Below are 19,109 nucleotides of genomic sequence, written 5' to 3'. Positions count from 1 at the left end.
TCGGTGGATTTGGCCCAACCGGCAAAATCACGTGGAGCCTGACAGTATGAAGATCGGCATCATCGGCCTCGGCCGCATGGGCGGCAACATCGCGCGTCGCTTGATGCGCGGAGGCCACGAGGTGGTCGTATGGGATCGCAACACCGATGCTGTTGCCGGTCTGGGCAGCGAAGGTGCGGTGGCGGCAGAGTCGCTGGCCGATATGAAGAGCAAGCTCGACACCCCGGCAATCTTCTGGGTCATGCTGCCCGCTGGCGCGCCGACCGAGGAGACGATTGAGGCGCTGTGTGGCGGTGAGTGTGCCGCGGGCGATATCATCATCGATGGCGGTAACACCTTCTGGAAGGATGACGTCCGCCGCGCCAAGATGCTTTCCGAGAAGGGCGTGCACTATGTGGACGTCGGGACGTCCGGCGGTGTCTGGGGGCTTGAACGCGGCTATTGCATGATGATCGGCGGCGACAAGGAAACCGTCGACCTGCTGGATCCGATCTTTGACACGTTGGCCCCTGGTCTTGGCAGTGTGCCACGTACGCCCAACCGGGGGGACGCTTGCGATCCGCGGGCGGAGAAAGGCTATATTCACGCCGGCCGCGCTGGTGCCGGGCACTTCGTTAAGATGGTGCACAACGGGATCGAATATGGCCTCATGCAGGCTTACGCTGAGGGCTTCGATGTCTTGTGGGGACGCAACGTTCCGCATCTGCCTGAGGACGAAAGATTCGATTTCAACCTGGCCGAGATTTCCGAGGTGTGGCGCCGCGGTTCGGTGATCTCATCCTGGCTGCTCGATCTCACGGCATCTGCGCTGGCCCAGGATCAGAAGCTGGAACAATTCTCGGGCAAGGTGGCGGACTCCGGCGAAGGGCGCTGGACGATCGAGGCGGCGATGGAACAGGCGACGCCCGTCGCCGTGCTCACGACGGCGCTGTTCGCGCGCTACCGCAGCCGGATCGACGAGATGTTCGGGGACAAGCTGCTATCAGCCATGCGTTATGGCTTCGGCGGCCACGTCGAAATTCCGCAGTGAGGGTGCATCAGTGACGCTTGTCATCAGCGATGTCGACGGCACGCTGGTCGACAAGGAGAAGAGGCTGACCCCTGGTACGATTGAGGCCGTGAAGCGCCTGCGCGAGGCCGGTTTCGGCTTCACGATGATCAGTGCGAGGCCGATGTCGGGGCTCCTGTCACTCGCGGACCAGCTTTCGCTGGACGTGCCGATGGGCGCGTTCAACGGCGGCCTTGTCTTTCGGCGCGATGGCGAGATTCTGTGCCGCCACTTCGTCGATGAGGCCGTCGCCCGCGGCGCACTGGATCTTGCGCGCGAGGTGCTCGTCGACATTTGGGTGTTCGCCGACGATCAATGGTTCGCCACGTCGGCCAGTGGGCCGCATGTGCCAAGCGAATGCATCGCCTCCGCTCAGGAACCGACGATTTGCGGCGGCTTTGCGGATCTGCTGAACCGTGCCGACAAGATCACCTTCGTCTGCGACGACACCGCGGTGCTCGATGGTCTGCGCGATCGCATCCTTGCCGCGCATGATGGTCAGGCGACGATCGTAAAATCACAGACCTATTACCTCGATATCACGGCGACGACGGCCAACAAGGGGGATGGTATCGCGCGGCTTGCCCACGCGCTTGCCGTGCCGCTCGAGCGCACGATCGCAATCGGGGATCAGGCGAATGATCTGGCGATGTTCGGCCGCGCGGGGCGCGCAATCGCGATGGGCAATGCTCCAGACGATGTGAAGGCCAAAGCGGCCGACGTGACGCTGGCTAATGACGCCGACGGCGTTGCCCATGCTATCGACAAGTTCATTTTGGGGAGAATGATGTGAAGCAACTGGTGGCGTTCGATCTCGATGGTACGCTCGCGGAGAGCAAGCAGGCGATTCAGCCCGACATGGGTGACGCGCTCGCAGACTTGCTGACGGTCGCTCACGTCGCGGTAATTTCGGGCGGGGACTGGCCCCAGTTCGACAAGCAGGTTGCGTCGCGGCTGCCGGAGCGTGCCGACCGATCGAAGCTTTGGCTGATGCCGACCACGGGTACGAAGTTGTACACTTTTCGGGACGGTCAATGGGGCACCGTCTATGCGGAGCTGTTTTCGGACGAGCAGAAGCAGAAGATCCTCAAGGCTTTCGATGAATCGCTGGAGGCCACCGGCTTCGTTCCGGAGCAGACCTGGGGCGAACGGATCGAGGATCGTGGCAGCCAGATCACTTTCTCGGCTCTGGGGCAGCAGGCGCCTATCCACGCAAAGGAAGTGTGGGACCCGGACTTCGCCAAGCGCAAGGTGATCCAGGCCGATCTGAAGAAGCGGCTGCCGGGTCTGTCGATCAACATGGGCGGCGCCACGTCGATCGATATCACGCAAGAAGGTGTGGACAAGGCGTATGGCCTGAAGCGTTTGCGTGACGAGAGCGGCATTCCGCTCGACGCAATGATGTTCGTAGGCGATGCCATCTTCCCCGGCGGGAACGACTATCCCGCGAAGGAACTGGGGCTGGATATCGTCCGCGTTCGTGATCCACAGGATACGCTGAGCGTCATCGCCACGGTGGTCGCCTGCCAGAAATGAGGGACGGCGCCGGTTCTTGCCGGCGCCACCGCTTCGCGACGACTGGGCCGGCCGTCGGGTTTGTACCAATCGCGGCAACCCGGACACGCGACCAGGATCATGGGCGCGACTGATGGTGACTTGCGCCCCTGATACATGCACAGGCTCTTCAGGAGCTCTTCGGCGGCCCCATCACCGACTGCGCGCGCGCTGATAGTCTCTCCAGCGCAGCCGGGTGAATGCCGCGGCTGCTGGTGATCACGCCAAAGGCGCAAGGATCGGGCTTATTGAAGGCAAGATCCGCGCCGAGCGCATCGGTAACCATGCCGCCAGCTTCCGTCGCAATCAGGGCTGCAGCGGCGATGTCCCATTCGTTGCCCCAGCGCAGCGTGGCGACCAGATCGGCACGGTCGTCCGCGACCATGGCCATGCGCAGTGCGATGGAGTTGGGCTTTTCAACCATCGTCAGGTCGCGATCTGCCTTCGGCAGTGCATCGGTGGGTACGCGTGCGCCCGCGAATTCGTCGCGGCGGCTGGCGACGAGCGGTCGCCCGTTCAGTGTTGCTCCGCGCCCGGCGCTGGCCTGCCACACTTCGTCGCGCACGGGTGCATCGAGTACCCCGATTACCGGGCGCCCGTCCTCAACCAGGGCGACTGACACGGCCCAACCGGCTCGACCGCGAATATAGTCCCGCGTCCCATCGATTGGGTCGACCACCCAGATCCGACGGTGAGCGAGGCGATCGGAATTGTCCGCGGTTTCTTCGGAAAGCCAGCCGGCATCCGGCAGGAGCACGGACAGGCGCTCGCGCAGCATCCTGTCAACGGCAAGATCAACCTCGCAGACCGGGTTACCCGGCACCTTTTCCCACCGGGCAAAATCAGTGCGGAACCGCGCCATGGCGAGTTGCCCCGCCTCACGCGCGATATCCGCAACCGATTGCGCCAAGTCATCCACCGGCGACGGTCATCCCATCAATTCGCACGGTTGGTACGTTCGTCCCGTAGCGGAACTCAAGATCGTTCGCGGGGGTGAGGTTGGCGTACATTTCCTTGAGATTGCCTGCGATCGTGAACTCGGCGACCGGCGAGGTGATCTCACCATTCTCGATCAGGAAACCGGCCGCGCCGCGGCTGTAATCGCCGGTGACGCCATTGACGCCCTGTCCGATCAGCTCGGTGACGTACACGCCCCGAACGATGTCGCCGATCAATGTCGCCACGGGGACGTGGCCAGCGTGCATGTAGAAGTTGCTGGTAGTGACGCCGGGCGCACCACCTACGCCACGCGCGGCGTGTCCGGTGGGGGACATCCCCAGTTGCCGTGCCGACGCGCTGTCAAGCAGCCAGGTCTGCAGAACGCCATCCTCCACCACGGCGCAGGGCGACACCGGCAGGCCCTCGCCATCGAAAGGGCGGGAGCGAAGGCCGTGAGGGCGATGCGGATCGTCCGAGATGGCGATGCCGCGCGCGAATACGGCACTGCCCAGTGATTCGAGCAGGAAGGACGTGCGCCGGGCGATCGCCTGGCCGGAAATGGCGCCGGTGAGATGTCCGAGCAGCCCCGACCCGACCCGCGGGTCGAACACCACCGGCAATGCGGCACTTTCCATTCGAGCCGGGTTCAGGCGGGCGACGGCGCGTTCGCCAGCCTGCGTGCCGACCGTCTCTGGCGAATCCAGCCGATCGCGGTGCCGCGCCGAGTGGAAGCCGTAGTCGCGCTGCATGCCGCTGCCCTCGCCGGCAATCACGCTCGCCGAAATGCCATATCCGGTAGTGGCATAGCCGCCCGCGAAACCGTGGCTGGTGGCGAGCGCCCACACGCTTCGCGATGCGCTTGCGCCGCCGCCCTCGCTGTTGGTGACGCCGCGAACCGCGCGAGCTGCTTCCTCAACCGCTAGCGCGGCTTCGCGAAGGTCGGCAGGAGAAACTTCGCCGCCGTCGTCGAGATCCAGAAGGGGCGGGGCACCGTGCATCAGGCGATCCTGTGGTGCGAGCCCGGCCCACTTGTCCTCGGGTGCCTCACGCGCCATTGCCACGGCCCGCTCGACCAGCGCGTCCAGCGCTTCGGAAGAGAGGTCGGATGTGGAGACAGTGGCCGAGCGCTGTCCGATAAAGACCCGCAGACCCAGATCCTCGCTTTCGGAGCGGCCGACATCCTCCAGCTTCCCAAGGCGAACGGATATTTCGGTGGAAGCGTCAGCAGCGAAAACGGCATCTGCGGCGTCGACCCCGGCCTTCCTGGCGCGGGCGACGATGTCTGCGGCGCGCTCTTGCGCCTGGGTCGGAGTCAGCATGGAAGCGACTTAGGAGGGGTACGCTTCGGTTGCTAGAGTGCAACTTCGGGGTTGGCGCCGGCCAAAGCCGGAGACCGGCCGAGAAATGGAGCCGGGCGTTAGAGTGGTGTGCCCACGACCAGGCAGGCAAGGAACATCAGCAGCCCGGTGAAGCGGTTCGCGCGAAAGCGAGCGAGCGCGCCGGCTCCGTCGTTCGGACGGAGGGTCATAACTTGCCAGAGCAAGTGCAGCGCGGTCGGAAGAAGCGCCAGCCAGACGAGCGGATCGGGGCGATGCAGCCACAATGCACTCGCCCACAGCAGCAAGGCGGAGCCGTAGCAGATGCCGGTGCCAGCGCGGACATGGCGACCCATCCGCAGGGCGGAGGATCGCACCCCGACCAGCGCGTCATCTTCGCGGTCCTGCAATGCATAAATGGTGTCATAGCCGATCACCCAAAAGATCGATCCCGCATAGAGCAGGAGGCCGGGCAGAGTGAGAGTGCCCCAGATTTCGAGCCAGCCGACCAGCGCCGCCCAGGAGAAGACGAGGCCGAGCCAAGCCTGCGGCCACCAGGTGATCCGCTTCATGAAGGGATAAGCGGCAACGAGAACAAGGCTCGCGACGGCAAGGATCGCGGTATCCACGCGCAATTGGAGCAGCACCAGAAGGCCGATGAGGCAGAGGATAGATAGCCAGAGCCACGCGGCCTTCACCGATACGGCGCCCGACGCAATCGGGCGGGAGCGCGTGCGTGAGACGCTTGCATCCAGGTCACGATCCACGATGTCGTTGTAGACGCAGCCCGCGCCGCGCATCGCAATGCTGCCGAGCAGAAGCCAGCAGACCAGCGGCCAGCGCGCGATCGCGCCGCCTGCCAGAGCGACCGCCCACGCACCCGGCCAGAACAGCAGCCACCAGCCAATCGGTCGATCGAAGCGGGCGAGCAAGGCAAACGGGCGAATGCTGGCCGGCAGGGCGGCGACGAGGCCGCGGTGCTCGCTGTCCGGCGTAATGTCTGGAGCGGTCGTCACCCGTCCTGCGTACCGCCGCTGCCGTGGTTTCGCCACAGCGCTTTGTTACAAGCTGCGGTGAGGCCTTTCTCCCCGAGGCGCGGTTAGACCGCGCAGGTGGTGGGATCGGGAAGCATTTGACACCAGCGGAGTTAAGCAAAGGCTATGTCAGTGATGCGCGTTTCCCTAGCTGCCGCCCTCGTGCTTGTTGCGATGCCGGCCAGTGCACAGCGCGCAAGCGGGTGGGAAGGCACCTGGCGCAATGCCGCCGATAGCGTGCGGATCAAGGTTGCCCGTTGCGGCCGGGGGCTTTGCGGCACCGTAATTCAGGCGTCCGCCAAGGCCAAGGCGGACGCGGCGGCGGGCGGCACGGATCAACTCGTCGGCACCCAATTGTTCCACGACTTCCGCGAGGGAGAGGATGGATTGTGGTACGGCGAGGTCTATGTGCCGGACATCGGACAGACTTTCGACGGCACGATTGAGCAGGTTGATCGCGATACGATCGTCGGCACCGGCTGCCTGTTTGGAAACTTCGGCTGCAAATCACAGACTTGGCGACGCGTGCGCTGAATGATTCACCTGTCCGTCGCCATCGGCCGCTTCGTAGAGGCGCTGTTCTACGCTATCCTCCGCGTGGCGGGGGTGGTGACGGGAATCGTGCTGCTTGTTGCATTTGCCGGGCTGATCCTGTTCCTCATCGCCCGCTGGCTGATCGCACGTGGGCGGCGTAAGGGCCCGCGCTGATGATAGCCACTCCTGCCTGGCCGCCGCGGTCGACCCCCCGCTTGTTCGTGGATCAGCCATTGGCGGCCGGCCCGCTGCGGATCGAAGGACCTCAGGCGCATTATCTCGCCAGCGTGATGCGCGTGAGGGCGGGCGACCCCGTGCGGCTGTTCGATGACATAACGGGCGAGTGGTTGGCAGTCGTGGCCGCTACGAGCCGGCGCGATGTTGCGCTGGACGTTACGGAGCAGCTGGCGGCGCGTGAAGCGGTGCCCGACCTGTGGCTGGTCGCGGCGCCGTTGAAGAAAGGGCGGGTAGACTGGATGGCGGAGAAGGCGTGCGAGCTAGGCGTCGCCCGTCTCGTCCCTGTCATCACGCACCGAACGGTCGTGGATCGTCCCAAAGTAGAACGGCTGCGCGCCCATATGATCGAGGCGGCGGAGCAATGCGGACGTACCGCGTTGCCGATGGTGACCGAGCCATTGAAGCTTCCGGCGCTGCTGCGCGGCTGGCCCGTTGAGCGCTCCCTGTATTTCGCCGATGAGCTTGGTGGGGCGCCCGCGCAGGCGGTGATGAAGCCGGGTCCGGCGGCCATTCTGATCGGGCCGGAAGGCGGGTTCGACGACGCCGAGCGCGAGGCAATCCGCGCCTTGCCGCAGGCGGTGGGCATGGGGCTGGGGCCGCGGATTCTGCGTGCCGATACCGCCGCTGCAGCCGCGGTGGCAATCTGGATGGCAAACGCCGGCGACTGGTGAAGGGTGACCGCTGCCGGAGCATCTAGCACCGTCAGCAATCCCCCATTAAGGCCGCGCCATGACGACCAAAACCGTTTCAGACAGCAACTCGCCTGTTATCGAGTCGCGCGACCAGCTGATTGCCAGTTTTGCGCGTGGCGAGAAGCCGAAGGAACGGTGGCGGATCGGCACCGAGCATGAGAAGTTCGTCTATGCCCGGAATGATCATCATGCGCCCAGCTGGGACGAGACGGGCGGCATTCGGGCGTTGCTTACCGAGTTGCAGCAGCACGGCTGGCGACCGGTCGAGGAAAACGGCAAGTTGATCGCGCTGACTGGCGCCGATGGGTCAGTCAGCCTGGAGCCCGCCGGCCAGTTCGAGCTGTCCGGCGCGCCGCTCGAGAACCTGCATGAGACGTGCGCGGAGACTGGGCGTCATCTGGATCAGGTGAAGGCCGCGGGCGAGAAGCTGGGCATCGGCTTCCTCGGTCTTGGCATGTGGCCGGACAAGACGCGGGCCGAGCTGCCGATCATGCCCAAGGGCCGCTATGCCATTATGCTGCGTCATATGCCGCGGGTGGGCAGCATGGGCCTCGACATGATGCTGCGCACCTGCACGATCCAAGTGAACCTGGATTATGCGAGCGAAGCGGACATGGCGCAGAAATTCCGCGTCGGCCTGGCGCTTCAGCCGCTGGCAACCGCGCTGTTTGCCAACTCACCGTTCACTGAGGGAAAGCCCAACGGCTATCTCAGTTATCGAAGCCACATCTGGTCGGACACCGATCCCGCCCGGACTGGCATGCTGCCGTTCGTGTTCGAGGATGGCTTCGGCTATGAACGTTACACCGAGTATATGCTCGATGTGCCGATGTACTTCGTTTATCGCGATGGCCAGTATATCGATGCCGCTGGACTTTCGTTTCGCGACTTCCTGAAGGGGGAGCTTTCGGTCGCGCCCGGCGAACTGCCGACGCTGGACGACTGGAACGATCATTTGTCCACCGCTTTCCCCGAAGTGCGGCTCAAGACGTTCCTTGAGATGCGCGGCGCGGATGGTGGCCCGTGGAACCGTATCTGTGCGCTGCCTGCTTTTTGGGTTGGGCTGCTCTATGATCAGGGCGCGCTCGACGCCGCCTGGGATCTGGTGAAGCACTGGACGCTCGATGAGCGGCAGGCGCTGCGCGATGCTGCGCCCCGCCTGGGCCTGGATGCGCCGGTGCCGGGCAGGGGCACGTTGCGCGACATTGCGGGTGAGGTGCTGGACATCGCCAGCGGCGGGCTGGCTGCGCGGGCGAGACTGAACAGCGCTGGCGACAATGAGACCGGCTATCTCGATCCGCTGCGCGAGATCGTGCGTCTCGGGAAAGTGCCCGCCGAACAACTTCTCGATCGCTACCACGGCGCGTGGGGCGGCGATCTGTCCAGGGTTTATGCTGAGCAGAGCTTCTGATTCTCGCCAACGGACCCCGGCGTCCGTCCGTCGCGCCGGGCTTGTCCCGGCAGCTATTGGACCACAGTGGCGAATGATGCTGAGTGCGCCACGGTGTGGAGCCCTGAACAGCTTTCGGGCGACGGAGTGGGCAAGGGCCGCCGCATCCGCGGCTGCAGTCGCTTACCGGTGACTCGTCGCCCACATCGCATCGGTCTGCTCGGTGGATCATTCAATCCGGCGCACGGCGGCCACCGCGCGATTAGTCTGGCGGCAATCGAGGCGTTGGACCTCGATGAAATGTGGTGGCTGGTGTCGCCGGGCAATCCGCTGAAGCCCGCAGCCGGTATGGCGCCACTTGCGGCGCGACTCGCCTCGGCACGCCACGTGGCCCGTGCTGCTCGTATTCGCCCGACCGACATCGAGGCGAGACTGGGTACACGATATACCGTGGACACATTGGCGGCACTCGTCCGCCGCTATCCCAGGCACCGCTTCCTCTGGGTGATGGGCGCGGATAATCTTGGCCAGTTTCATCGCTGGCGCGAGTGGCGGCGGATCGCACATACGGTTCCGATTGCGGTGATCGCACGACCAGGCTATGATGCTGCTGCCCGCGCGGCACCCGCGATGGGTTGGCTGCGGCGCTTCCAGAGGCCCGCACGCCAGGCGAAGAACTGGACCGAGTGGAGTGTTCCAGCCCTGGTGCTGTTACGTTTCCGCCCTGACCCGAGATCCGCGACGCAGCTTCGCGCCGCAAATCCTGCCTGGCATCAGCGCTATGCGCTTCCCATATCAGCAGCCAAACCTTCCACCCAGGAGTGAACTTGCCCGTTTCCGCCAACGCCTATCGATCGTCGGACGCTGACAGCGTCGCGGCATTGCATAAGCTTGTCCTCGACAGCCTGGACGACGATCAGGCCGCCGACACGATTTCTATCCCGCTCGCCGGGAAGTCGTCGATCGCCGATCACATGGTGATCGCCAGCGGCCGTTCGACGCGTCAGGTCGCGTCCATGGCCACCAAGCTGGCCGAGAAGATCAAGGGCGAGACCGGTCGCTCACCGCGGATCGAGGGCCTGCCGACGGCGGATTGGGTGCTGATCGACGCTGGCGACGTGATCGTCCACCTGTTCCGCCCGGAAGTCCGCTCGTTCTACAATCTGGAGCGTATGTGGTCGTTCGGCGATGCGCCGGCTGCTCCGGCCCCCGGGAACGCCTGATCTGATCCTGCACATTGTGGCGCGCGGGCGGATCGGGCGTTCGCCCGAGGCCGAGTTGGTGGACCGCTACCTCAAGCGGATTTCATGGCCGACTCGTGTGACCGAGTTGCCGGATCGCGGCGGCAAGATCCCGGAGGTGGCGCCTGCCATCCGCCGGATCATGCTGGATGAAACCGGCAAGGTGCTCTCTTCCATGGAGTTCGCCCGCATACTCGAGCGCTGGCGCGACGACGGGGTGCGCGAAACGCGCTTCATGATCGGCGCTGCGGACGGGTTCGACGATGCCGAGCGTGCCGGGGCCGACTTGCTGTTGTCGTTCGGCCGCGCCACCTGGCCGCACATGCTGGCCCGCGCCATGCTGGCGGAGCAGCTGTTCCGCGCCACCTCTATCCTTGCCAACCACCCGTATCATCGCGAAGGCTGATCCGCGATGCGGGTGGGGCGAACAGCGATGCTCACGGGAGCGGCGATGCTGCTCGCCAGTGCGACGTCGGCGCCCAGCCCGCTGGCGATCGAGCGCGAGCGGCTGAGGGCGGCGAAGGCTGAGGCCGCACAGGCGGCCGCCCGCGCATCTGATCTGGCGCGCCGCGCCGCTGCCGAGCGGGATGCCGTTGCAAAGGCGCAGGCGGAAGAAGCGGTGATGGGCGCGCGCATTGATCGTGCCGAGGCGACCGTCGCGGCGGCGCGGGCGCGCGTTGCAATCGTCGAGGCACTGCTGGAGCGGCAACGCGCGATCCTGGGGGAACGGCAGAAGCCGGTAGCACGGCTGGTTGCGGCATTATCCTCACTTGCGCGCCGGCCAGTAGCGGCGGCGATCGTCCAACCGGGCTCGGTGACGGACCTGGTTCATGTCCGCGCCGTACTGGGCAGCGCCTTGCCCGCGATCCGACAGGAAACAGCGGGGCTGCGCGAGGAACTGGCGCAAAGCCGCAGGTTGCGCGCTGGCGCGGCAGCGGCAGCCGAAGGGCTGGAGAGGAGCCGGCGGGATCTTATTTCCGAGCGCCGCGCGCTGGCGGCGGTGCGGGCGCGACATGCCAGCGCCGCCGTGCAGCTCAATCGGGATGCGCTTGCCCAGTCTGACCGCGCCATCGCGCTTGGCGAGGAGGCACGTGATATCATCGACCGGATGGCGTTGATCGGGCAGTCTCAGGCGAAGTTGGAAGAACTGGCGGCTCTTCGAGGGCCGCCGCGCTCCATCGTATCGCCCCAGCCGAGCAATTCAGCCTATCGCTTGCCGGTGGGCGGAAGGCTGGTGACCGGGTTCGGGGAAGTATCGGAGAATGGCGTGCGATCACGCGGGCTGACGTTCGCCGTGGGAAGTCGCGCGATCGTCCGCGCGCCTGCAGCCGGCCGAGTGATCCTGTCGCGGCCCTTCCGGCGCTACGGAACGATCGTGATCATCGATCACGGCGCCGGATGGAACAGCCTGGTCACTGGAATAGGCGATCCCGCGGTAAAACGGGGCGACGCGGTTGCCGCGGGCGATCCCGTTGGACGGGCCCCGAATTCGGCTGATCCACTGGTCACAGTGGAACTGCGGCGGCAGGGGCGCCCGGTCGATATGGTGGCCCTGATCGGATGAACGCTGGCCGCTCGCCAGAACCATCGATTTCGCCGCGATGACGAATTTGGCCGCTCAGCCTCCATTCACCTCGTCGCTGCTTTGATCGGCCACGAGAAAGCCGCTAAAGGCGATCAATCCGGTTCGCCCGAGGACGTAATCCACATGAAGTTCCCGCTGCTCTCCGCCACTGCCTTGGTCGCGACGCTCGCGCTGGCGCCGCTTACCACCGGCGCCATGGCTGCCGTGGATGCGAGTGCCTATCGCGAGATGGAGCGCTTCATGGACGTGTATAATCGCGTGAAGGCCGATTATGTCGACAAGGTCACTGATGAACAGCTGATCAAGGGCGCGATCGAAGGGATGCTGGCGGCGCTCGATCCGCATTCGGGCTATGTCGATGCGTCCGATTTCGAAAATCTTCGTATCCAGACGGAGGGCAATTACGGCGGGCTCGGCCTCACCGTCTCGCTTGAGGACGGCGCCGTGAAGGTGATCGCTCCGCAGGAGGATTCACCCGCGTGGCGCGCGGGGGTCAAGACCGGCGACTACATCACCCATATCAATGGCAAACTGATCTACGGCGGTACGCTCGACGAAGCGGTGGCGCAGATGCGCGGAAAGCCAGGGTCCAAGCTGAACATCACCATTATCCGGCCTGGCCGCGACAAGCCAATGGAACTGTCGCTGGTGCGCGAGCTTATCGTTCAGCGCCCGGTGAAATGGGAAGTGAAGGGCGACGTCGGTTACGTCAACATCAACACCTTCTCGGAAACAACGGGTGCCGACACGCGCGCGGCGATGATGGCGATCGAAAAGGCCCTGGGCCATCGTCCGCTAGGCTATGTGGTGGACCTGCGCTCCAATGGTGGCGGGCTGCTGACGCAGGCCATTGAGGTCGCCGACGTGTTCCTCGAGGGCGGCGAGGTTGTGTCGCAACGCGGGCGCGAGAAGGGCGACGTCGAACGTTACTATGCCAAGCCGGGCGACATGGCGCATGGGCTGCCGATCATCGTGCTTACTGACAGTGGCACGGCATCAGCTTCCGAAATCGTCGCTGGTGCTATCCAGGATCATCATCGCGGCCTCGTCATGGGCGAGCGCACCTTCGGCAAGGGATCGGTGCAGACGCTTCTTCAGCTTGGGCCGACCACTGCGCTGCGCCTGACCACGGCGCGTTATTACACGCCATCGGGCCGGTCGGTGCAGGAAGGCGGGATCGAGCCGGATATCGCCGTGCCGCAGATTAGCGATCCTGATTACAAGTCCCGCCCCGTGTTCCGCGAGGCAGACCTGCGCCGTCACCTGATCAATGAAGTGAAGGCTGACGACCGCATTCTTGAAGAAGATACCAAGGATGATCCGCGCTTCACCGCCACGGCGGAAACCTTGAAGAAGGACGGGATCGAAGACTTCCAGCTCTGGTATGCGCTGAAGACGGTCGCCCGGTTGGGTGGGCCCGCGCAGGTAGCGGCGGTAACGGCATCCATGAAGAAGGATCTTGCCGCCAAGTGAGCTCGACTCAATCACGCGCGCGGCTCATTGCGCTGCTGCTGCCATTGCTGTTGCTTGCCGGTGCCTGGGGATCGCAACTCATCGGTGGATTGGTGCCGTGCGAGATGTGCCATTGGCAACGCTGGCCGCATTACGCCGCCGTGCTGGTGGCCGCATTCGCCTTCATTGTGCCGGGCCGGTCTAGCAAGGTAACCATGATCGTCGCGGCGGCATTGCTGGTGGCCGTGTCGGGACTGATCGGTTTCTTCCACGCCGGTGTGGAATATCACTGGTGGCACGGCATCACGGCCTGTTCGACCATGGCGACCGGTGACGGCGTGTCGACGGACGAAATGCTGCGCCGCCTCCTTGCGGCGCCGGTTATCCGTTGCGACTCGGCACAATGGACTTTGCTGGGCGTTTCCCTGGCTGGGTATAATGCGATCCTGTCGCTTGGCGGCGCGGCGCTGATCCTCTGGCTGATCGGAAGAAGGGCGAGATGAACTGGAAACCGGGCGACCGCCGTCACGACACCAAGTCAATGATCCGTGTCGACCAGGCAGGCGAATATGGTGCGACCCGCATTTATGCGGGTCAGCTCGCCATCATGGGGCATCGTTCTCCGCTGGCTCGTGAGATTGCCGGAATGGCGCTCCAGGAAGAGCGGCATCGCCGGTTTTTCGACCGGCTGATTGTGGAACGCGGCGTGCGACCCACCTTGTTGCAGCCGTTCTGGGACGTGGCAGGCTTTGCATTAGGGGCCGTAACGGCGACCATCGGACCGGAAGCGGCCATGGCTTGCACCGCCGCCGTCGAGACCGAGATCGACAAACACTATGCCGATCAGCTGGTCGAACTGGGCACGGAAGAGCCCGAATTGCGCGAAGCTATTGCGGAGTTCCAGGCCGAGGAGTTGGAGCATCGCGATACCGCGCTGGCCAGCGGTGCGGAGAATGCGCCGGCCTATCCGCTGCTGTCCGCCGTCATTCGGCTCGGCTGCCGCTTCGCCATCGCCACGGCAAAGCGGATCTGAGAGGAGGGGACAAGCGTGCGTTTCATCGGATCATCGGTGCTGGCGATGTTGGCGATCGCAGCGCCGCTTTCCGCGCAGAATACTGCCGAGGGAGTGGTCTCGCCGTCCAAGGTCGTGATCCTTCCGCCGCCTTCCAAGCCGGTCGCGCTGCCCGGCGCGCCACGCACCAGCCGCCAGACCATCTCGGCGGAAACCTCCCGCAATGCGCCGGTGAACGGCGTTGTCGTGCTGTACGGCAATGAACGCTGCCCGACCAACAGCAACGGCGAGGAGATCGTCGTCTGTCAGCGGCGCAGCGCAGAAGAGCAGTTTCGCATTCCCAAGGAAGTGCGCACGCTGGAGATCACGCCCGAGAACGAGAGCTGGGCAGCACGCGAAAAAGGCAACCAGGACGTCGGCAATGTCGGGATCGGTAGCTGCACCACAGTTGGGCCGGGCGGCGGCACCGGCTGCTTTGTTCAGGGGGCGAAGCGTGCAAAGCGTGAGGCTCAGGCACGTGATGACGCAGCGACGCCCGATCTGAGCCCGTTCTGAGCGGCCTTGGCGCACCCGGCGAACTGAGCGCCGCCGACCCTCTCTATTCGGGCTATTGATACCCGCGGCGAGCCGGCTAATCCTGTTGCTGGTCGTGTGACTGGCGCAAGCGGAGCACCGCGAGGAAGCGCGACCGCTGTTGCCGCGCGCCTGGGCATGTCATCTCGGATAAGGAGAGGCCCGATGCGTGTTGCGTTTCTGCTGTTCCCATCGCTGACCCAGCTTGATCTCACCGGACCGGCGCAGGTGCTCGCCCGGCTTGGCGGCGATGCCAGGCAGGATCTGGTGTGGCGTAGTCGCGATCCAGTCATGACGGATGCAGGCTTCGCCATCGTACCGACCGCCACCTTCGATGAAGTCGCGTCCGTAGACATCCTGTGCATCCCCGGTGGAGTGGGGGTGAATGCCGTCATCGCCGACGATGAGGTAATGGGATGGGTGCAGGAGGTCGGCGCCAAGGCGACCTGGGTGACGAGCGTATGCACCGGATCGCTCATCCTCGGCGCAGCCGGCCTGTTGCGCGGCTATCGAGCGACTTCGCATTGGGCGTGGCGCGACATGTTGTCCCTCTTCGGCGCAACACCCACGACAGAACGAGTGGTGATCGATCGAAATCGCGTGACCGGCGGGGGCGTCACCGCAGGGATCGACTTTGCCTTGTCACTCACCGCTTTGTTGCGCGGTGAGGCACATGCACGCGCGGTGCAATTGAGCATGGAATATGACCCTGCGCCGCCGTTCGATGCGGGATCGCCTGACCGTGCAGGTGAACCTTTGGTTTCGTTGTTTCAGGAACGGATGGAGCGGCTGGCACCGGGACGTGAGAAGGAACTGCGCGCTCTGGCAATCAAGCGGGGCTTTGCCGCTGGTTAAAGCGATAATCAGCCGGCGCCGGACACGGCATCCGTCCAGCGCGGATTGCTGCAGAACTCGGCCCTCTTAGCGGACGATTGCCGCACAAGCGCGCGGAAACTCGGGTAAATACGACAAGGCCAAGCCGTTCGGTGGTCTGTTCCATGATCGAAGCTTGTGGAAAACCCAGTATTGCCCTTCCGCATTGCTCGGCTAAGCCGTGGTGTTTGATGGAACAGCAAGCACTCCCCCGCCGTAACGGCAGCGCAGATGGTCAGGTGACGCATAGCAGGCAGCGCCCTCTATCGTCGCTGGTGACGGTTCCGGTTGTGACCGTGGGCGCTGTTTGCCTGCTGCCGGTTGCTGTCGCAGCTTTCGGCATCAATCGCCTGGCGAGAGGGCGAGTGGATGGGCTCGGCGCCGACTCCGTGGCAGCAGCCCGATCATTGTGGCGGGCGACCAATGCGGCTGTAGAGGCCCTGACTAGCCCCTCTGCACCTCGGACCTGAGCGCGCCGGCCGAACTCCGACTGCGTGCGGCTGCCCAACTTGTCAGAAGGCCGGTGAGGTACCGCCGGAGGGCAGCAGGCTCGGTCGTTGCCATCACTGGCTCCTGAGCGCGGACCTTTGCAAGCGCAGCCGCGAAACTGTGGTTCTGATCCACCACTGCCAGCAAGCCTCGCTCCGCAAAGGCAGAAGTGATTTCCAATTGGTGATCGTCATAATGTTCACCCAGGTCGAACAGTCGGGGCACTGCGATAACGCGGCATCCGTTCTGCAAGGCCGTGATCAGTGAACCAGTGCCCCCATGACAAACAACAATGTCGGCGCGCCGCAGGATCTCCTTCACCTCGGCGAAGGGGAGTGATGCATGTACCTCCTCAATACCTTGAGGAATGTAGGTCGACTCCCCAACCTGCAGAATGACCCGTTCCGGAAGCAAGCCGTCCCGCTTGGCTTCCTCCACCATCCGCACCAACCGGTCGAACGGCAGGGTGGCTCCCACGGTTGCGAAAACCAGAGGCTCCTTCGCCGGACGCGGGCCGTCCAGCACGCGCAGGGGATCAAAGGTTTCCGTTGCGTTCCACAGCCTGGCCGACGCCGCCGATTGTGACACGCGCACATCCGCCAGCGGTCCCGCGATCCGGGCAAAGGCGGAGGGCGCGCGAAAGCGCGCGAAGCTGTCCACCAGCACGATCTTTGCGCCCCAGAGTCGCGCAAACAAGAGCACGAAAAACATCGAGCCCGCGCCCGTAGTGAGCACCACATCTGGACGCTCGCGGAAGATGATCAGGAAGGATTGCAACAAGTTTCGAAGAGCAGCGAAGAGCATCCGAAAGGGAGCGCCAAGTCGCGCTTGGCCAAGAGCGTAATGAGCGACAAAGAAGGTGCGATGTTGTTCGGCAATCGAGCGTCCAAGCGCCAGATCCTCTGACACGAAGAATGAGTCGTGCGGACGCCAGACATCCTCAAGATCTAGAAGCTGGCGAACATGTCCGCCACCCGAAGCGCATAGAGCTATTCGCAGCCTTTGCGGTGTCTCGCCGCTGTTTCGCGTTGATCGAGCAGACGCCAATGACGAAATGTCGCGAGTAGATGCGCGCAGTTGCAGCACGAGAACTACACTCCTCCAGAAGTATCGCGGGAGATCACCGTCTTGACTGGCGAATATCTCGTCATTGTCATAGCGGGGGTCGGTGGCCCGGTGTACGAAGAAGCGTCCGAAATGGTGACGTCGAGGGTAAGGAGTATTGCTCTCACAGAGAACAAGCGCCTTTGTTTACGTGGAGGGCGCTCATCGGCGCAGTTAACCTGTTCGCTGTGAGGACCGATTGGTTGCCATGAAAAGCTGGGCCTCAGGCAGCACTGATCACCGCCTCGCGCCCATCATGCCGCTGCTTCGGCGTACATTCCTGGGCATAGGGGTCGTTAGCGCGTTTCTGAACGTCTTGTTGCTCGCGGGCTCGCTCTACATGATGTTGGTCTATGACTTCGTCATACCCGGCCGGAGCATTCCCACGCTGATCGGGCTGCTGCTGATGGTGGTGGCAGCCTATGTGTTTCAGGGATTGCTCGATGCAGTCCGCGGACAGTTGCTGGTCCACCTCGCCAGCAACGTCGACTCACAGCTGGAGGCGAAAGCGCATGATCTGGTGGTGACGCTCGCCCGTCTTTACCCCGCGCAGGATCCCGCCCAGCCAATCCGGGACATTGATCAGGTTCGCGGCTTCCTTGGCGGTGCTGGGCCAACCGCGCTGGTGGATCTTCCGTGGGTGCTTTTCTTCGTCGCGGTGCTGTTCCTGCTGCATCCATGGCTGGGCGTGACGGTGCTCGCCGGGGCGGCGGTGCTGATCGCGCTGACGCTCCTTACCGACCGTGTGACACAATCGACCATGGCGGAGATCGTCCGACTGAATCGGGAGCGACAGCAGGCGATCGACACCAGCAGGCGCCACGCGGAGGCAATCCATGCCATGGGCATGCAGGATCAGCTCAAGTCGATCTGGCGAACTGCTAACGGTGCTTACCGAAATGCCCAGGTGAACCTGAGCGCCAGAGCGAGCTTGCTGGTGACGGCAGGGCGGATATTCCGCCTGTTCCTTCAATCAGGCGTGCTCACGGTTGGCACGCTGCTGGTGCTCAGCGGTAAAGCGAGCGGGGGCGTGATCTTCGCGAGTTCGATCCTTTCGTCGCGTGCGCTCGCGCCGATCGAGTCGGCGATTGCGAACTGGCGCGGCTTTGTCGCGGCCCGGCAGAGCTGGCAGCGGTTGGGTGACATCATGTCCTTTGACGGGGAGCGTCGCCCACAGCAATTACTGCCGCTGCCCAGCCAGTCGCTTGCGGCCGAAGCCCTGACGCTTGCGCCCCCTGGCAGCAGCGAGCCCACCGTGCGGGGTGTCTCGTTTCTCGCCTATGCGGGTGAGGCGGTTGCCGTTCTCGGCCCGAGCGGGTCCGGCAAGTCCACGCTGTTGCGAGGGTTGGCTGGCGGCCTTCCGCCCGTCAGCGGCGATGTGCGACTGGATGGCGCGACCATGACGCAATGGTCGCGCGACAGGCTCGGGCGAGACATCGGGTATTTGCCGCAGAATGTCGAACTGCTGCCGGGAACGATCGCCGAGAACATCGCCCGCTTTGATCCGGCCGCGTCCACTGACCTGGTTCTCACGGCGGCCGAGCAGGCGGGGGTGACTGGCATGATCCAGGCGCTTCCCGAAGGGTACAGCACCCAGGTCGGTATCGATGGTCGCCGACTGTCTGGCGGGCAGCGGCAGCGGATTGCGCTTGCCCGTGCGCTTTACGGAGCGCCCTTCCTGATCCTGCTTGATGAGCCGAATGCGAACCTGGACGCGGATGGAGAAGCTGCACTCATCAACGCGATTCGCGGTGTAAAGGCGCGGGGCGGCATCGTAGTATTAGTCGCGCACCGGCCTTCGGTTCTGGTCGCTGTGGACAATGTGCTGGCGCTGCGAGATGGAAAGGCTGTTTCTTACGGACCACAGCGCGTCGTCCTGCTTGAAAAAACATGAAGGCATAAGGGCTGCCTCGCTCAGGCCACATTGAGTTCTCCCGCAGTTAATGTAACTCGCAGAGAGTTGATCCATTTCCGTTTAGTCTCGTGATGCTCCGTAACCGCTTCCTCTCCATAGTGCTTCTAGAGACTCGGGGCAG

Annotated in this window: 21 protein-coding genes and 1 riboswitch; of the genes, 17 read left to right on the top strand and 4 right to left on the bottom strand. The window is 64.1% G+C overall.

Annotation, left to right across the window (positions count from 1 at the left end):
- The first annotated feature begins 7 nt into the window (after positions 1 to 7).
- Genes gnd through LK535_RS06415 form a run of 3 tightly spaced genes read left to right on the top strand, consistent with a single transcriptional unit; the run spans position 8 to position 2,584 of the window.
- Positions 8 to 1,030 (top strand): phosphogluconate dehydrogenase (NAD(+)-dependent, decarboxylating), encoded by a 1,023-nt coding sequence (gnd, locus tag LK535_RS06425; protein WP_227771101.1) that lies wholly within the window; start codon positions 8 to 10, stop codon positions 1,028 to 1,030.
- A gap of 10 nt (positions 1,031 to 1,040) precedes the next feature.
- Positions 1,041 to 1,841 (top strand): Cof-type HAD-IIB family hydrolase, encoded by an 801-nt coding sequence (locus LK535_RS06420; protein WP_227770997.1) that lies wholly within the window; start codon positions 1,041 to 1,043, stop codon positions 1,839 to 1,841.
- Complete coding sequence (locus LK535_RS06415; protein ID WP_227770996.1) at positions 1,838 to 2,584, top strand: HAD-IIB family hydrolase; 747 nt, start codon at positions 1,838 to 1,840, stop codon at positions 2,582 to 2,584. The genes LK535_RS06420 and LK535_RS06415 overlap by 4 nt, the downstream gene beginning before the upstream one ends.
- A 148-nt stretch (positions 2,585 to 2,732) precedes the next feature.
- Here LK535_RS06415 and LK535_RS06410 read toward each other — a convergent pair whose 3' ends face one another.
- From LK535_RS06410 to ubiA, 3 genes are all read right to left on the bottom strand, one after another.
- Entirely contained in the window at positions 2,733 to 3,521 is a 789-nt protein-coding gene (locus LK535_RS06410; protein WP_227770995.1) for a 3'(2'),5'-bisphosphate nucleotidase CysQ, read from the bottom strand.
- A complete protein-coding gene (locus LK535_RS06405) occupies positions 3,514 to 4,860 on the bottom strand; it encodes a TldD/PmbA family protein (protein WP_227770994.1) in 1,347 nt (448 codons plus the stop codon). Before LK535_RS06405 ends, LK535_RS06410 begins: the two co-directional genes overlap by 8 nt.
- Before the next feature lie 98 nt (positions 4,861 to 4,958).
- Positions 4,959 to 5,873, bottom strand: a complete 915-nt coding sequence (gene ubiA, locus LK535_RS06400) for a 4-hydroxybenzoate octaprenyltransferase (RefSeq protein ID WP_227770993.1) — start codon at positions 5,871 to 5,873, stop codon at positions 4,959 to 4,961.
- Between the two features lie 153 nt (positions 5,874 to 6,026).
- Between ubiA and LK535_RS06395 the strand changes: the two genes are divergently transcribed.
- The 13 genes from LK535_RS06395 to LK535_RS06335 all read left to right on the top strand — a co-directional run bounded on the left by LK535_RS06395 (position 6,027) and on the right by LK535_RS06335 (position 15,462).
- Entirely contained in the window at positions 6,027 to 6,425 is a 399-nt protein-coding gene (locus LK535_RS06395) for a DUF2147 domain-containing protein (RefSeq protein WP_227770992.1), read from the top strand.
- Positions 6,426 to 6,599: a hypothetical protein gene (locus LK535_RS06390; protein WP_227770991.1), complete on the top strand. Its 174-nt coding sequence runs from the start codon at positions 6,426 to 6,428 to the stop codon at positions 6,597 to 6,599.
- Positions 6,599 to 7,333, top strand: coding sequence for a 16S rRNA (uracil(1498)-N(3))-methyltransferase (locus tag LK535_RS06385; protein WP_227770990.1), 735 nt, complete (start codon positions 6,599 to 6,601; stop codon positions 7,331 to 7,333). The genes LK535_RS06390 and LK535_RS06385 overlap by 1 nt, the downstream gene beginning before the upstream one ends.
- Positions 7,334 to 7,391: 58 nt before the next feature.
- Positions 7,392 to 8,765: a glutamate--cysteine ligase gene (locus LK535_RS06380; protein WP_227770989.1), complete on the top strand. Its 1,374-nt coding sequence runs from the start codon at positions 7,392 to 7,394 to the stop codon at positions 8,763 to 8,765.
- 168 nt (positions 8,766 to 8,933) lie between these two features.
- Positions 8,934 to 9,569 carry a nicotinate-nucleotide adenylyltransferase gene (locus tag LK535_RS06375; protein ID WP_227770988.1) on the top strand — a complete coding sequence of 212 codons (636 nt, stop codon included), beginning with the start codon at positions 8,934 to 8,936 and terminating at the stop codon, positions 9,567 to 9,569.
- A gap of 2 nt (positions 9,570 to 9,571) precedes the next feature.
- The gene (gene rsfS / locus LK535_RS06370; protein ID WP_227770987.1) at positions 9,572 to 9,967 is read left to right on the top strand and encodes a ribosome silencing factor; all 396 of its coding nucleotides are present in this window, start codon (positions 9,572 to 9,574) and stop codon (positions 9,965 to 9,967) included.
- Between the two features lies 1 nt (position 9,968).
- Entirely contained in the window at positions 9,969 to 10,391 is a 423-nt protein-coding gene (locus LK535_RS06365; protein WP_227771100.1) for a 23S rRNA (pseudouridine(1915)-N(3))-methyltransferase RlmH, read from the top strand.
- Between the two features lie 27 nt (positions 10,392 to 10,418).
- Positions 10,419 to 11,549 (top strand): murein hydrolase activator EnvC family protein, encoded by a 1,131-nt coding sequence (locus tag LK535_RS06360; protein WP_227770986.1) that lies wholly within the window; start codon positions 10,419 to 10,421, stop codon positions 11,547 to 11,549.
- Between the two features lie 144 nt (positions 11,550 to 11,693).
- Entirely contained in the window at positions 11,694 to 13,043 is a 1,350-nt protein-coding gene (locus LK535_RS06355; protein ID WP_227770985.1) for a S41 family peptidase, read from the top strand.
- Positions 13,040 to 13,525: a disulfide bond formation protein B gene (locus LK535_RS06350; RefSeq protein WP_227770984.1), complete on the top strand. Its 486-nt coding sequence runs from the start codon at positions 13,040 to 13,042 to the stop codon at positions 13,523 to 13,525. Before LK535_RS06355 ends, LK535_RS06350 begins: the two co-directional genes overlap by 4 nt.
- Positions 13,522 to 14,055 carry a demethoxyubiquinone hydroxylase family protein gene (locus LK535_RS06345; RefSeq protein WP_227770983.1) on the top strand — a complete coding sequence of 178 codons (534 nt, stop codon included), beginning with the start codon at positions 13,522 to 13,524 and terminating at the stop codon, positions 14,053 to 14,055. Before LK535_RS06350 ends, LK535_RS06345 begins: the two co-directional genes overlap by 4 nt.
- Before the next feature lie 15 nt (positions 14,056 to 14,070).
- The gene (locus LK535_RS06340; protein ID WP_227770982.1) at positions 14,071 to 14,589 is read left to right on the top strand and encodes a hypothetical protein; all 519 of its coding nucleotides are present in this window, start codon (positions 14,071 to 14,073) and stop codon (positions 14,587 to 14,589) included.
- A gap of 86 nt (positions 14,590 to 14,675) precedes the next feature.
- Positions 14,676 to 14,752: riboswitch (ZMP/ZTP riboswitch) on the top strand.
- 20 nt (positions 14,753 to 14,772) lie between these two features.
- Positions 14,773 to 15,462, top strand: a complete 690-nt coding sequence (locus LK535_RS06335; RefSeq protein ID WP_227770981.1) for a DJ-1/PfpI family protein — start codon at positions 14,773 to 14,775, stop codon at positions 15,460 to 15,462.
- Between the two features lie 462 nt (positions 15,463 to 15,924).
- On the opposite strand, the gene welK is transcribed toward LK535_RS06335, so the two are convergent.
- Positions 15,925 to 17,055: a beta-1,4-glucuronosyltransferase WelK gene (gene welK, locus LK535_RS06330; RefSeq protein ID WP_415837090.1), complete on the bottom strand. Its 1,131-nt coding sequence runs from the start codon at positions 17,053 to 17,055 to the stop codon at positions 15,925 to 15,927.
- Positions 17,056 to 17,281: 226 nt separating this feature from the next.
- Between welK and LK535_RS06325 the strand changes: the two genes are divergently transcribed.
- Positions 17,282 to 18,967 carry a type I secretion system permease/ATPase gene (locus tag LK535_RS06325; protein ID WP_227770979.1) on the top strand — a complete coding sequence of 562 codons (1,686 nt, stop codon included), beginning with the start codon at positions 17,282 to 17,284 and terminating at the stop codon, positions 18,965 to 18,967.
- The last annotated feature ends 142 nt before the right edge of the window (positions 18,968 to 19,109 follow it).

Source organism: Sphingomonas sp. IC4-52 (assembly GCF_020707225.1).
Lineage (GTDB): Bacteria > Pseudomonadota > Alphaproteobacteria > Sphingomonadales > Sphingomonadaceae > Sphingomonas.
This window is presented reverse-complemented; position numbering and strand designations above follow the sequence as displayed.

Bases quoted from the DNA above. Each gene is read 5' to 3' on its own strand.
- LK535_RS06360 (WP_227770986.1), top strand. From the start codon at position 10,419: ATGCTCACGGGAGCGGCGATGCTGCTCGCCAGTGCGACGTCGGCGCCC.
- LK535_RS06405 (WP_227770994.1), bottom strand. From the start codon at position 4,860: ATGCTGACTCCGACCCAGGCGCAAGAGCGCGCCGCAGACATCGTCGCC.
- LK535_RS06380 (WP_227770989.1), top strand. From the start codon at position 7,392: ATGACGACCAAAACCGTTTCAGACAGCAACTCGCCTGTTATCGAGTCG.
- LK535_RS06385 (WP_227770990.1), top strand. From the start codon at position 6,599: ATGATAGCCACTCCTGCCTGGCCGCCGCGGTCGACCCCCCGCTTGTTC.
- LK535_RS06355 (WP_227770985.1), top strand. From the start codon at position 11,694: ATGAAGTTCCCGCTGCTCTCCGCCACTGCCTTGGTCGCGACGCTCGCG.
- LK535_RS06395 (WP_227770992.1), top strand. From the start codon at position 6,027: ATGCGCGTTTCCCTAGCTGCCGCCCTCGTGCTTGTTGCGATGCCGGCC.
- LK535_RS06325 (WP_227770979.1), top strand. From the start codon at position 17,282: ATGAAAAGCTGGGCCTCAGGCAGCACTGATCACCGCCTCGCGCCCATC.
- LK535_RS06390 (WP_227770991.1), top strand. From the start codon at position 6,426: ATGATTCACCTGTCCGTCGCCATCGGCCGCTTCGTAGAGGCGCTGTTC.
- LK535_RS06335 (WP_227770981.1), top strand. From the start codon at position 14,773: ATGCGTGTTGCGTTTCTGCTGTTCCCATCGCTGACCCAGCTTGATCTC.
- LK535_RS06345 (WP_227770983.1), top strand. From the start codon at position 13,522: ATGAACTGGAAACCGGGCGACCGCCGTCACGACACCAAGTCAATGATC.